Below are 13,507 nucleotides of genomic sequence, written 5' to 3' on the forward strand. Positions count from 1 at the left end.
GAAGCGGGCGAACGCATCTTGAAAAATTAGAACCACTCGCTCGGATCATCAATAATGGCATTCAATACGGGCTGCCATTGATTTTGCAGGGTAATATAGTTTTTCTGCGGCTTATCAAACACCGATAAACCTTGCATCGCCAGCTGACCATAGGCCGTGCGTTCAGAAATCCATGCCACAGGTTGCTGCTCAATTTTAGTGAAAAATTCCTGAATTTCTTTTGAGCCTGAGGTATTGGCTTTGACACGGTTTGCCAGCAGTAAAATCTGTACCTTGCCTTTACGAATACGCTTAATGTCTTGTAAATGTTTCAGGAAACGACGGGTACTGTCGATATCGAAAAAAGATGGCTGCAAGGGGGTGATAATTGCATGTGCTTCACTGATCAGTTGCTCAGCCTGACTATCCGATAATGCCCCAGGTGCATCAATCACCAAATATTCAATATGCTTGGGGCTTTCACCAACGGACTTGTCCTGACGCCAATCCAGACTTTGAATATTGGCCGCAGTTTCAGGACGTTGTTTCAGCCACTGACGGGCAGATTTTTGGTTATCGGCATCGGCAAGCGCCACTTTATAGCCTTTTTGAGCTAAGGCTGCGGCAAGACTAATCGCGGTGATGGTTTTCCCACAACCCCCTTTCTGATTGGCAATTAAAATTGTTTTCATGACCCTAAAGATTTAATTCTGTTCAGTCCTAGCATATCATTCTTTTGTGCCAAGACGAGGGCACAGGACAAAAGTTGTAAAGCAAAATTTACTCGAAATTAGGATGAGTGCATGTCGATTTGGATGGCTATGCTGATTGGGGCATGTATAGGTGTGGTACTGACGACTTTAATTTTAAGTCAAACCCGAAATGGGAAAATTAAAGCCGAATATGAGCGCTATATTGCGGAGCTACAACTGGAACATCAGCAAGCCTTGAGTCAGGCGCAAAAACGCAGTGTGAATACCAGTCGTGCGGTATTAAAGGGCAAGATGGCGGAACAATTTGCGCCGATTTTGCCTGAATTTCAGTATTTACCCAGTGATGCCAAGTTTTTAGGCGATCCTGTCGATTATGTAGTGTTTGATGGTTATACCGATTTGCGCGATGGGCAAGGCAGTGCAGATGATGTCGAAATTGTATTGATTGATATTAAAAGTGGTGGCGCACGTCTGACCAAAGGACAACAGGCGATTGCACAGGCCATACAGCAAGGACGGATTCGTTTTGAAACCATCCGCATTGATTTTGAAGAGACTTGAATCAGCCAGATTCAACTGGTTCATTAAAAGCTCGTGATGGGGTGTTAGGGTTTCTGTGCACGTGCCAATAACATTTGTTGTCCAATTTTCGGAATGCCCTCAGCATAAAAATAATCATATTGATTGAGCTGAAAACCTGCTTTGCTCAAGGCTAGCTCAATATTGCGATTTAAGCGGCAACCATCGGCCAAGCGCTTTTGAATGGGCGTGATCAGGTGTTGTAGCTGGCGAATTTTTTTATTTTCGGTATTTAAAACATGTTCCACTAAGTGAAAGGTGCCATTGGGTTTCAGGACACGTTTGATTTCTTTCAAGACTTGATCCAGCCGTTGCACACTACATAGGGTCCAAGTACTGACCACGTGATCGATGGACTGATCGGCAAGCGGAATATGCTCGGCGCTGGCTTGTAAATGTTGTAGTTCAAGATTGCTTTCAAAAATGCGGCTAGACGCCAATTTAAAAATGTCCTGATTCGGTTCCAGTGCATACAGCTTTTCTACGTTTTGATAAAACGGCAAATTGATGCCTGTGCCAAAGCCAATTTCCAGTACATCCCCTGCGACGGGCAGCAGCAGTTCTCTGCGTTTATTCATCAAACTCGCGGTTTGCATGACCTGATTGAGTAAATGCGGAAAAATCTGTTGTTGATAAAACTGATAAAGCATTGCGCTATACATCCATTTTAAACAGTAGCCAAGCGGGTTTGCCGTGACCAAACTCTTCTATATTGTTACCAATTCTGCAATTTTTAAGCTTGGGTTCAGGCGTATGATTGACACTAGAACAGGTTTAAAAGCATTGCAAGAGGTAGCCATGAACATTCGACTCATTGCACTTTCATTATTGGGTTTGAGTATGTTGAGCACAGGCTCAATGGCATCTTCAATTGAATATAATATTGCCAAAGGTTTGGCACCGATTGCCAAAGAACAATCGATTTCCGTATTACAGCCATTTCGGGGCGATTTCCGAATTTTGGGGTCTAAAACCTATACCGATGATGAACAAGCCAAGTTTTCACCCATCGACTATGCGGTGAGTTGGGGACTGTTTGCAGAACCTGAAATTGCACGGCATATCTCGGTCAATCAGTATGATCGCTTTCTGAACTGGAAAATGGATAAAGTACCTGTGCCGACTGAGCAAGCCATGCAGATGGTCTCGAATATGCACATCATTCCTGCCAATCCGCAGATTGCACAGCAAATTCAAAAAGTAAAACGCGGGGATTTGGTGCGTTTACAGGGTGAACTGGTGGAAATTAAAGACAAAGACTTGGTCTGGCGTTCCTCTTTAACACCGACCGACACGGGCGATGGTGCTTGTGAGTTATTCCGTGTGAATTCGATCATCTGGATTGAAAAAGTTAAAGGATAATAAAAAAACCACGCACTGCTCAGTTTGTACTTTTCATAAAGCGAAAGAACTGAACAGTGCGGGGACAAATTAACCAGCAATTATTTGGCTGTTAATGCTTGCCCTTCAAATTCAATGCCTGCCCAGCCATGTTGCATAAACTGGCGGATATTTTGGTGATCTGTCGCCTCTGGGGTTGCCAACACCGCAGCATAATGTTCTGCAAATAAAGACAAGGTTTGCTCAGGATTCAAATCATTCAATTTTGCAAAAGAAAACACTTTAGCACTGCCTTGGTTTTCAGTTGCTGCATTGCTGTGTTGTCCATTTTTGAATGCAGTTGGGGTATGGGTATAACGTGCTTCGATATACGCCAATACATCTGCAAATTTCGCTTCACCTGATTGTAATTGCGCAAGTAAGTCCTGAGCCATAATGTCCTCAAACACAGTAGAAAATGGGTTCTGACTATAACAAGTTTTATCCAAATTCGGCGCGTTTTTCTCAGTATTGATTCGGTATTTTAGGGCGCAAACGTTGACAATAGGGGATGGGAAGAGGATAACAGGGTTTATTTGCATGAAGATGATCAAGGCATGAATTGGCTGTTAGTGGCTTTGGGTGGTGCAATCGGTGCTGTTTCTCGTTATGGATTGGGCAGTTACTTGATTAAATCCAGTTCGACCTTTCCATGGGCTACTTGGTGCATCAATATTTTGGGTTGCTTTTTGGCAGGCGTGTTCTTTGCCGTGAGTCTGCAATATCCCACTTTACAAAATCAAGCCCGTTTATTGTTGATGGTCGGCATCTTGGGGGGATTCACCACATTTTCCAGTTTCGGACTCGAGACCTTTAATTTATTGCGCGAAGGGCAAGTCATGTGGGCGGTTGGCTATGCGGTTTCCAGTGTGATTCTTGGGGTGATTTTTCTAGCGATTGGCTATTTTATTTTTTCTCAGTTCTTCCAGTTCAAAGCTTAGACATAAAAAAAGAAGTCTAAGTGGAGGATAGGGGCTTAGACTTCTGAATAGTTGTAGTTTAGAACCTCAAACTTAAAGCAAGATTAATTTTTAACGATTACGCTGAAAACGTCCAAAACGTTTATTAAAGCTGGCAACACGACCTTCGTTGCTGGCTTGACGTACTTCACCGGTATAAAAAGGATGTGAGGCACTGGAAATATCTAAAGTGACATAAGGATAGCTTTGACCTTGATATTCGCGTTGCTGCTTGGTTTGCAAGGTACTGCCAATAATAAAATAGGCATCGGCATTGGTGTCATGGAACAGAACTTCACGATATTCAGGATGGATATTTGGACGCATAGGTGGACTCCCTGATAAGGTTTAATTGATATGTTATAATATAACATAAACATGCTAAATTAAAAGGTCGATGTTGCCAGCGACCTTTTAAGCATCAATTTAACCGTGTGGAGAAGGGACCAACTCTTCAAATACATCATTTAAATTGTCATTCACTTTTAAATGAATCAGATTCCAATAATGTCCTGACACAGTACGATTCACCATTAAGGTATCAGGAGATGGCTTAAACACATCCCAATATTTCAGCGAGGATTTCACCAGCTCCATGCCGTCATGATGTGCAGAATTTTCTGCAAAATCATAATGCGTGGTCAGTGGACGCATCAGCACTTCCAGCCATGCTTGATATAGGTTTTCAGGGAACTTGCCTTGTTCAGCAATCGCGTGTAAAGCATCGAGCTGCTGTTCAATTTCGGCAACATTCTGTCGACGCGCTGCCTGAATGAGTTGTTTGAAATGATGCACAATGTCATTGGACAGCACTTTCACACCGCCGTAATCGTAAACAATGACGCTGCCATCTTCACGGAAGGCAAAGTTGCCTGGGTGTGGGTCACAGTGAAAGCGCTTCAGATAAAAAATTTCCTGCCCAATGGCACGCAGTAAACGTCGCCCCAGTTCATTGCGGGTTTGTTGTGACCACGTGCTTGCGGTTTCAATGCTTTCGCCTGTTTCTAGGCTTAGGGTCAGAATATGTCGTGAAGAATAGTCTGGATAGACTTTCGGAATAATGATCTTGCTGTCGAGCTTTTCATGGAACGTGCGTGCAACTTCCAGATTCTGCGCTTCAATCTGATAATTCAGTTCATTATCCAAACTGTGTTGGATTTCTTTAAATAAACGATCTTGTAATTTACGATCAACCTTTAAAACACCCATCAAGCGCAAGGCGAGTCGCACTTGCTTGAGATCGCTTTCGCAGGCTTCATCCACCCCTGGATATTGTACCTTGACCACCACCTGTTCCCCATGCGGCAAAATGGCTTTATGCACCTGACCAATCGAAGCGGCTGCAAAAGGCTGTTCATCAAACTGTTTAAAGATTTGCTCTAAGGGTTTGCCTAGTTCTCTTTCGACTTGCTTTTTAATTTCCGCAAAGGGCATAGCAGGGGCTTGGCGTTGCAGTTTGGCAATGGCACGTGCCACTTCAGGTGGGAAAATATCTTTATATTGTGAGGCAATCTGACCGACTTTCATCACTGCGCCTTTCATTTCCCCCAGCGTGTCGGCAATCTGTACCCCAATGTCCTGAAACAATTTACTGCGTGCGGCATTTTTTTGTTCTTCATCGGCATTAAAGTTTTTAATGGAATTGGACACAGTTTTGGTGGCAATACTTGCCGTCATACTGGCAAGTTTCATAAAGCGACGACCAGATGTATGAGTCGTTTTGGCCATGCAGTGTTCCTCGGAGTGATCTCGGTCAGGGGTGTTTTGATCATAGGCGTTAAATCTGGATTTGCCTATTTTAAATTGTTAAAAATGCGTAGCTGGAGTTAAGCCTTTGGTCGAATTCAGCCTTTGATGTGTTTATCGCAGTATTTTTGTATGGCGTCTTGGAGCATTTTCAAATGGAAAAAAACAAATGAAAGATGAACTACGCTGTGATCTGAATAGCTTAAAGATCAAGATGAGAATTGAAAGGTGCTGAAATGACCCTGAACAAGACGCTCAAGGTCATCATAACAATGGCTTAAACAGTCTGCTTCAGACGATGATTATTCAAATACAAGCGGCTGAGCAATAGCACACAGGCAACGCTGAGTCCGACAATCAAACCGACCCAAACCCCTGCGGCTTGCATGGCGGTAAAGCGGGCCAAATAAATGCCGACAGGAAAAGCCACCACCCAATACGCCAGCATGGTAATCCACATTGGACCTTTGGTGTCTTGCATCCCACGTAAGCAACCCGCAGCACTAACCTGCCAAGCATCCATAAGTTGGTAGGCAATCGCGAACAGCACCAGATACATGGCAATCTGTGTAACAGCATCATCGGAAGTGTAAATGGCAATAATTTCGGCACGCAATAACCACAGCAATAGCATGGTGATTAGGGCAAAACAGGTGCCGGCAGCCAGTCCGACATATTGCACCTTACGCATCGCTGCCCAGTTTTTCTCACCATAATAGGTGCCGACCCGAATGGTCAGGGCAATTGCCAAGGACATTGGAATCATGAACAACTGTGAGGTAATCGAAATCGCAATTTGATGCGCCGCAACGATGGTATCGCCCAAAGGACTGAGGATAATCGCTGCAGTACTGAAAATACTGACTTCAAAGAAAATGGCTAAACCAATCGGTAATCCGAGTTTTAAAATGCGCTTCACCCAATACTGATCAAGTTTTTCCCACAGTGAAAACACCTGTGTAGAACGGTAAGCACTGCTTTTGTAAATATAGCTGGCAAGGGTAAAGAACATCAGCCATTGCAGAATCGCTGTCGCAAAACCACAGCCCGCACTGCCCAGTTCAGGGATAGGACCCAGACCATACATAAACACAAAGTTCAGTGGAATCAGTGCGATTAAAGCTAATAGGCTAATTGCCGTCACAGGGCGTGGATAACCCAATGCTTCGGAATAACCGCGCAGGGCAGCGTACATGGTTACGGCAGGCATACCAAAACCAATGGCATGTAAAAACAGGCTGGCTTTGGGTTGCAGGCTTTCAGGCACGCCAAATAAAGGCAATAAAAATGGCATGAGCTGTAAAATCAGCCCTGCAATCGTCCCTAAAATCAAGGCAACCCATAAGGACTGTCGAGCAATGGTGGCAATTTTTTCAGGGGTACGTGCCCCTTTGGCTTCAGCCACCAAAGGCGTGGTGGCAATCATGATGCCACTAAACAACAGCATGACAGGAATCCACAACCCAACACCCACGGCAATGGCTGCGAGATCAGTCGCAGAAAGATGCCCTGCCATAATGGTATCAATCAAGCCCAAACCTGCTTGGGCAAATTGCGTCACCAAAATCGGCAACATCAAATGGAAAAGTTGTTTTAATTCATAGCGGGTAGATATGACATTCGACACAAAAATTACTCATCTTCATTATGTGCTTGGTCAGAATAAATTCAGCGTTGTAAAGTGAGAAGCACACCAATAAAAATTACGACGCCACCAAGTAAACGCTGCCAATTCACAGGCGTTTTGTCGGTACCAAGTAGACCAAAGTGGTCAAAAATCATCGAGGTCAGGATTTGACCAAAAATCACCAAACCTGAAAACGTGAGAAAACCTAATTTGGGGGCAGTATAGATGCTTATACTGATGGCATAAACCCCCAAGCAGCCACCCAGCCATAAGTACCAAGGAATACTGGAAAATTCCTGTAAAGTTGGTTTGCTGACGGGCTGTAACAGGGTTAACAGTGCCAACACAATGGTACCAATACAAAATGACAATAAGGCGGCTTGTAGCGGAGAATGTAAATGTTCTCTGAGTTGCGAGTTGATTGCGGTTTGAAAGGTCATGGCAATGCCAATACCGAAGGCAAGCGGTAAGAAAAACAGCAATTGGCTCGATATTTTTATCATTTCAACCTATTCATTCTTCTTGTGTTTTTATCAGTCTAATGCAAATACATACAGATTTCATAAGTGTCTTGATGCAGTCATGTTAAAATGTGCAGGATTTTCGCTGTGCTTTAGAGTCTCTTCCTTGACTGATTTACATCCTGCCAATATTCCTTTGTCTTTATATATTCATATGCCGTGGTGTGTGCGTAAGTGTCCGTACTGTGACTTTAACTCGCATGCGGTACCTGATGGCAAACTGTCTTTGGATTTGGAGCAACAATATTTACAGGCATTGGTGGAAGACTTTAAAACTCAAGTTGAATTTGCCCAAGGTCGTAGTATTCATAGTGTCTTTATTGGTGGCGGTACGCCATCGCTGATTTCTGCACAGGGTTATGCTTGGTTATTTAGCCAATTAAAGGCGTTGCTACCCTTTGAAGATGACTGTGAAATTACGCTGGAAGCCAACCCCGGTACGGTAGAACATGATCCCTTTGCTGATTATTTGGCAACAGGTATTAATCGCTTATCGATTGGCGTGCAAAGTTTTGATACCGAGCATTTAAAGAAACTTGGGCGTATTCATAGCAATAACGATGCGATTTCAGCGATCGGTTTGGCACGTGATGCTGGCTTTCAACGGATTAATGTCGATTTAATGCATGGCTTGCCTGAGCAAACTTTAGAACAAGCCTTACTGGATTTAAAACTGGCGGTGGAAAGTGGTGCGACCCATATTTCATGGTATCAACTGACCATTGAGCCCAATACCGTGTTCTTTAGAACTCAACCAATTTTACCTGTGGATACCGTGCTGGAAGAAATTCAGGCACAGGGTGAAGCCTATTTAAAAGCACAGGGTTTTATCAACTATGAAGTCTCAGCTTGGCGTAAAGAATTACCTTCGGCACACAATTTAAATTATTGGCAATTTGGTGATTATTTGGCGATTGGGTCGGGGGCTCATGCCAAAGTTACGATGCCAGAAGGTGTTTACCGTTTCCAGAAGACTCGTTTACCGAAAGATTATTTAGCCAGAGTCCCTGCGGAGCATGTGCAATTTAAACGGGTTGATGCAGATGAATTACCGTTTGAATTTATGATGAATGCCTTGCGTTTAAATGACGGTGTAGCGGCAGAGAACTATGCACGGCGTACAGGTTTAAATTTAGAGGGGTTGTCTGAAACCTTGGCTTCGTTGCGCAGCCGAAAATTGATGTTAGAAGATGAAACTCGTTTGGCTTGTACCGAGCAGGGGCATGTTTTTTTAAATTCAGTACTGGAAGAGTTTCTTTAATTGTGTAGTTTTTCTTATTAAATGTCTGGCTAAATTTGATGGTAATTTACCATCAGATGGGATGTATATGATGATTTAAATCTTGTAATTAATTTTATATATAATTAATTATTTTGGTTTTATTCTTCCTAGTATGCTATCTAATTAACTTTAATATTAAAATGAAATAATGGTTAATTTTTATTGTGTTTTTCCATATTTAATTTATTTTATTGAGTGATATTAATATATAAAAACTACTGCTATTTACTTTATTATATTTACCGCGAATCTCGGATAAGCAATTGACTTGAAAAATAAGAGGACTAGAGCCATCAGTTGAGCTACCACACAAAACTCACAGCCCTAGTCCTTATGTTCGATAGTACCCAATTATTCTTTCTAGTTGATGATTTCTTTCTAAAATTTGAAGCAATTTATTGGAAATTCCTCAAACAAACTCGTCACTCAGTAAGAATTTGACCTGCCCAACTCACTCTCTCAGAAATCATTTTTATTGCCATTTGGTATAAATTTTCTCACTTCAATAAGTTCAAAGCATTCTTTGCCGCACTGAAACATAACTATTCCCATTTATTAAAATGCCTAATTTGTTACCAACATACGATTTATCAGATCAATACACATCAACTTACTTTACATGCCTTGCATTATGCATTGATGAAAGAACACACAAGCAATTGCCTATGGATTGACTCAACAATATTACCTGTCTGTAGAAATCAGCGGATTCAAAGACATAAATCAATGATCTCTAGTGCAGCGCGCGGTAAGAGCGCAAAGGGTTGGTTTTTTGGTTGTAAGTCACATTTAATCATGAATCAAAGAGGAAACATTGTGAGTACAGCCTTATCGAATGGGCATACAGCGGATATCAAAATGGTTGAGCATTTAGTTGAAGGCTTAGTAGCAAAGCTTTATGCAGATAGTGGCTATATCCGTTACGAGTTAAAAAGCAGATTAAAAGATCAAGGTATTGATTTGATTACCTATCATCGAAAGAATATGCAAACTATTCAACTCCTTGCATCAGATGAATATCACTTGAAACAGTGCAATAAAATAGAAACGTTGTTCAGTTTATTGAAAGGTCAATACAATTTAGTGACGAGTAAAGCACGTAGTATTCATGGATTTCTAAGTGGGATTTACGCATCATTATGCGCATATCAATTAACCCATCGGAATAAGCCAAAAAATAAAATTATGGAATTATTGGCTTAAATAGGATTGAGGTTATATTTAATTATTTTATAATTTTCATTGTGCTTTTATTTAAATTTATGAATTTAAATGTAAATATTTCTGTGTATTATATTTTTATTATGTATTTTAACTTTTATTTAATAATTTTTTACAATTTAAATGATATCACTAGTTTTTGCTAATAAATATTAAAACAACAATATATTAATCATATTGCTTAAAAACATAATGTTAATTTATATTTTGATTGGGTTTTGGCTCTACAACTGTGATTTAATTATTTCAGATTATATAAATGGCGAGATTAGACACGCTAAATAAGAAATCGAAAGTAGGTCTAAATGGATGGTCACAGTCATGAAAATAGTAGCGATAAGAATAGGATTGTGTTGTTTATTTTTTTTACATAATTCCTATGCGGCAGACGAATGGAGTCAGCGCTGGGAGCCCTCGAGAACACGTTCAGCAGAACATTTAGCTCAAGCAAATTTAATTGAATTGAAAGAAGCCGATTATTACGATGGTGTTGGGAAAACTACAATTTATAGTAACTCCACATCGACAAGTTCAATCGGTACAGTCAACTCATCGACTAGCAATGTCAACCTTACGGGTTCAGACAATAATGTCGGTATTTCTGCTGATGCGCAGAATGAGTCAGAGGTTAATTCAACAACTAATAAAGCCAATCAAGCATGTCCTAATTTAGGTACCCTTACGGGAGCCACACTATGTTGAATTTTCAAATTAAAAGAACAATCTTTTCTGTAAGTGTTGTACTTGTCATGAGTCAAGTTTTGACAGCTTGTACGGGACTTGCTCTTTCTAACAAAAAACCAGTCACCTTGGTACAAGGTCCCCCTATTACCGATATTTTTACGCCTTTTGATATGGCATTGTCCTGTTTAAAAGGGCGTTTGCGGAATGATGTGAGTTTCTCTGTCGGTGCGATTTTAGATCAGACTGGTAAAGATATGGTTACGGATGGTGGTACAGGAAAAATGGTCACCCAAGGTGCAGGGGATATGGTGCAGTCTGCCCTGTTCCAAGCAGGTGTGAGCCTACTCAACCGACGTGATCCACGTATTATTGAAAGTGAAGCGAAGTGGGGTATTCGTGATCCGAAAAATATTCAGGCTTCAGATTATTATGTCACGGGCAGTATCAATAGCTTGGATTTTATTCCAGGTGGTGGTTTGGATATGCAAATTGCGGGTGTCGGACCTACATATAGTCAAACCCGCATCATGGTTGGTCTAGATTTATCTTTAACTGATACTAAGACGAGTCGAGTAGTTGCGAATGTAGCTTTGCAAAAGCAAATTGTTGCACAAGATTATGGTCTTAATGCTGGCCGATTTGTCGGGCACACGTTACTTAATATTCAAATCGGTAAGGGCGAACGCGAAGCAACCAACTTTGCTTTACGCCAAATGTTGAATCTAGCGACTTTTGAATTATTGAGTCAGGTCATTCCACCCAATGCATTCGAAAGTTGCCGTGCAGTTATTCCGCCAGAGTTTGGACAGCTTAACTTAACACGCAGTGCGGTTGCATTGCATAAGTATCAAACCAGTCAGCAACAGAATACTCAAGCGTTGAAAACGACTACTCAGGCAGCTGCAGTTCAAAAAACTGCCGTCGTCACTGACCCAAATAAGTCAGCTAATGTTACCAATAAAAGTACAACAGTGACTGATAAAAATAAATCAGTAGATATGCCAAGTAAAGAGACTCAGCCTCCCAAGCAAAAAGAATCAGATTTAATTCAGGATCCTGATGCCGAGCCTGAAATGAGTAAACAAGATTTAATTAAATATATTAGCCAAAATCCGCCTGTACCTGCAAAGCAGGTGAAGGCAGATAATCAACAAGAAGATGAGAAACCCCAACAACTTTGGAGTGCAAACCCAGCTGTTGTTGAAAACTATTGGTCTTCTACCCAACGAGATTAAAAAATATTTAATGAGCTCGCTCTCACTGCAAAAAAGAAGTACTTAGCGAGGAGTATTTCAGGATAAACAAGGAAATAATCATGAAAACACAAATTAAAACAATCGTCTTGTCGGTATCAATGGCTTGTCTATCTAGTATGGCTATGGCTGACACGCAAATTGTGGTTGATACTGATTTAACCAACACTCTAGCAACAATCGCGAAACAAGGTCTCGATGGTTCCGCATTGAACCTTGCAATCAATACGGGCAAAGTGGATGCAAGTGTGACTACAACGGGTGAAGGTTTTGATCTCAGCACAAATCATCATCATGGCTTTCAAGTAGATGCTCAGTCTATGAATAAATTGCAAGGTGATATTAAAACGATGGCACTCGGTGCATCTAATAACGGGACCATTAATCTTCAACAAGGCAGTACAACTGCCAGCCAATCAACAACATTAGATGGCAGCTTTAAAGCTGGTGTAGCAGGTTATGTAAACCATACTGATTCAGAGACTACGGCACTTTCTGACCAAACTGCAGGAGGAGGCCAAGCTTCAGCTGGACAGTCATCTTCATCTTATGAAGAAGTTGACGGTGGGCACCACCATGGTAGTAGTGTCTCTGATGAGAGCTCTAGTAGCAATGGTAGTATCAGTGGTTGGTACTATAATGCGAATAATTATTACAATACCGCAAGTGAAGCTTTTACAGCAGCACTCGCAGCTGGTGTTGAGGCAGAAATTAGTACAAGTAGTGCCTCATCAGTGGCAAGTACAGCCAGTAACTATGCAGCGGCTAACGTTGCCTTTAACTCAGGGGATATTAATGCCTCTGTAAATACCACAGGATTTACCAACACATTGGGTAATATAGAAACTACAGCGGTTGGTGCAGTGAATACAGGTGCAATTACAGTCACTGTAAAATAATCCCATTCAATAACGTAGTGCAGAATCTAACTATCGATAAGATGGTTAGATTCTTTTTATTGATAAATAAAAAGACGTGTATAACAGATGACAATGCATGAGTTGAATTGGGTAAACATAAGATATTTAGAAGCAACTGTTATGATGAGAATTTCTTTATAACCCAATAAATCTTCAAACTAAGAACTAGAAATGATCAAACATGATTTAAATAAATTTCCTAAAGCTTGTGGGTACATTTTTATAAAGACTGTATGAAATTGATGGAAAGGGATGACACCGTTAAAGCAATAGAAACACCCCACATGCCTTATCACCATCCCAGAATGGTGTTGGCCGATTTTGAGCGGGCTTCAGCAACGTTAAAAGCCCTGATGAAGCATCATTCTCAAGGGTTCTCTTTTCTAAAGATCACAACCCCTATTGCCATTGTTCAAATTATGGAACCCATACCACATGGTCTGGCAAGCATTGAAATACGTGCATTTACAGAATTGTTTTTGGGTGCAGGGGTGCGTGAAGTCAAACTCTATGACCAACACGGGAATGAGATTGAAATGAATGGTCGCTGATGTTTATGTATTTTTGATGAGATTGAAGTCTAATAACTAATACTCAGTCTGCTTTAAACCATATTTAAAAGCGGAATTGAAAATTAAACTGA

At 41.2% G+C, this 13,507-nt stretch carries 15 protein-coding genes and 1 pseudogene; 9 read left to right on the plus strand and 7 right to left on the minus strand.

The features are described 5' to 3' along the window. Nucleotides 1–26 precede the first annotated feature (26 nt). The gene (locus GWK51_RS05625) at nucleotides 27–671 is read right to left on the minus strand and encodes a ParA family protein (protein ID WP_100241882.1); all 645 of its coding nucleotides are present in this window, start codon (nucleotides 669–671) and stop codon (nucleotides 27–29) included. Between the two features lie 111 nt (nucleotides 672–782). On the opposite strand from GWK51_RS05625, the gene GWK51_RS05630 reads away from it, so the two are divergent. After that, on the plus strand, nucleotides 783–1,253 hold the full coding sequence (locus tag GWK51_RS05630) for a Holliday junction resolvase-like protein (protein WP_142767687.1): 471 nt from the start codon (nucleotides 783–785) through the stop codon (nucleotides 1,251–1,253). Nucleotides 1,254–1,297: 44 nt separating this feature from the next. Here the strand turns inward: GWK51_RS05630 and GWK51_RS05635 are convergent, their stop codons facing one another. Beyond that, the gene (locus tag GWK51_RS05635) at nucleotides 1,298–1,921 is read right to left on the minus strand and encodes a class I SAM-dependent methyltransferase (RefSeq protein ID WP_161933003.1); all 624 of its coding nucleotides are present in this window, start codon (nucleotides 1,919–1,921) and stop codon (nucleotides 1,298–1,300) included. A 190-nt stretch (nucleotides 1,922–2,111) separates the two neighbouring features. Between GWK51_RS05635 and GWK51_RS05640 the strand changes: the two genes are divergently transcribed. Continuing rightward, on the plus strand, nucleotides 2,112–2,633 hold the full coding sequence (locus tag GWK51_RS05640; protein WP_235941093.1) for a hypothetical protein: 522 nt from the start codon (nucleotides 2,112–2,114) through the stop codon (nucleotides 2,631–2,633). An 80-nt stretch (nucleotides 2,634–2,713) separates the two neighbouring features. Here GWK51_RS05640 and GWK51_RS05645 read toward each other — a convergent pair whose 3' ends face one another. Beyond that, nucleotides 2,714–3,046, minus strand: a complete 333-nt coding sequence (locus tag GWK51_RS05645; protein WP_161933004.1) for a HopJ type III effector protein — start codon at nucleotides 3,044–3,046, stop codon at nucleotides 2,714–2,716. Between the two features lie 162 nt (nucleotides 3,047–3,208). Here GWK51_RS05645 and crcB point away from each other — a divergent pair, with 162 nt between their 5' ends. Then, on the plus strand, nucleotides 3,209–3,592 hold the full coding sequence (gene crcB, locus GWK51_RS05650) for a fluoride efflux transporter CrcB (protein WP_161933005.1): 384 nt from the start codon (nucleotides 3,209–3,211) through the stop codon (nucleotides 3,590–3,592). Between the two features lie 90 nt (nucleotides 3,593–3,682). Here crcB and GWK51_RS05655 read toward each other — a convergent pair whose 3' ends face one another. The 4 genes from GWK51_RS05655 to GWK51_RS05670 form a co-directional block, all read right to left on the minus strand. Continuing rightward, a complete protein-coding gene (locus GWK51_RS05655; protein WP_100241878.1) occupies nucleotides 3,683–3,937 on the minus strand; it encodes a type B 50S ribosomal protein L31 in 255 nt (84 codons plus the stop codon). A 99-nt stretch (nucleotides 3,938–4,036) separates the two neighbouring features. Next, nucleotides 4,037–5,338 carry an ABC1 kinase family protein gene (locus GWK51_RS05660; RefSeq protein ID WP_161933006.1) on the minus strand — a complete coding sequence of 434 codons (1,302 nt, stop codon included), beginning with the start codon at nucleotides 5,336–5,338 and terminating at the stop codon, nucleotides 4,037–4,039. Nucleotides 5,339–5,633: 295 nt separating this feature from the next. Then, the gene (locus GWK51_RS05665; RefSeq protein WP_161933075.1) at nucleotides 5,634–6,932 is read right to left on the minus strand and encodes an MATE family efflux transporter; all 1,299 of its coding nucleotides are present in this window, start codon (nucleotides 6,930–6,932) and stop codon (nucleotides 5,634–5,636) included. A 92-nt stretch (nucleotides 6,933–7,024) separates the two neighbouring features. Then, entirely contained in the window at nucleotides 7,025–7,486 is a 462-nt protein-coding gene (locus tag GWK51_RS05670; RefSeq protein ID WP_161933007.1) for a DMT family transporter, read from the minus strand. Between the two features lie 124 nt (nucleotides 7,487–7,610). Here GWK51_RS05670 and hemW point away from each other — a divergent pair, with 124 nt between their 5' ends. From hemW to GWK51_RS05700, 6 genes and pseudogenes are all read left to right on the plus strand, one after another. Continuing rightward, on the plus strand, nucleotides 7,611–8,765 hold the full coding sequence (gene hemW, locus GWK51_RS05675) for a radical SAM family heme chaperone HemW (RefSeq protein ID WP_161933008.1): 1,155 nt from the start codon (nucleotides 7,611–7,613) through the stop codon (nucleotides 8,763–8,765). 354 nt (nucleotides 8,766–9,119) lie between these two features. Next, nucleotides 9,120–9,989 (plus strand): annotated as a pseudogene (locus GWK51_RS05680) (IS982 family transposase). A 339-nt stretch (nucleotides 9,990–10,328) separates the two neighbouring features. Further along, the gene (locus tag GWK51_RS05685) at nucleotides 10,329–10,709 is read left to right on the plus strand and encodes a hypothetical protein (protein WP_161933009.1); all 381 of its coding nucleotides are present in this window, start codon (nucleotides 10,329–10,331) and stop codon (nucleotides 10,707–10,709) included. Continuing rightward, nucleotides 10,703–11,926 carry a CsgG/HfaB family protein gene (locus tag GWK51_RS05690; RefSeq protein ID WP_161933010.1) on the plus strand — a complete coding sequence of 408 codons (1,224 nt, stop codon included), beginning with the start codon at nucleotides 10,703–10,705 and terminating at the stop codon, nucleotides 11,924–11,926. The genes GWK51_RS05685 and GWK51_RS05690 overlap by 7 nt, the downstream gene beginning before the upstream one ends. An 80-nt stretch (nucleotides 11,927–12,006) precedes the next feature. Next, nucleotides 12,007–12,843, plus strand: a complete 837-nt coding sequence (locus GWK51_RS05695; RefSeq protein ID WP_161933011.1) for a hypothetical protein — start codon at nucleotides 12,007–12,009, stop codon at nucleotides 12,841–12,843. Nucleotides 12,844–13,097: 254 nt separating this feature from the next. Then, nucleotides 13,098–13,415, plus strand: coding sequence for a rod shape-determining protein (locus tag GWK51_RS05700; protein WP_235941083.1), 318 nt, complete (start codon nucleotides 13,098–13,100; stop codon nucleotides 13,413–13,415). Nucleotides 13,416–13,507 lie beyond the last annotated feature (92 nt).

The organism is Acinetobacter kanungonis (assembly GCF_009939195.1).
In the GTDB taxonomy this organism is placed as follows: domain Bacteria; phylum Pseudomonadota; class Gammaproteobacteria; order Pseudomonadales; family Moraxellaceae; genus Acinetobacter; species Acinetobacter kanungonis.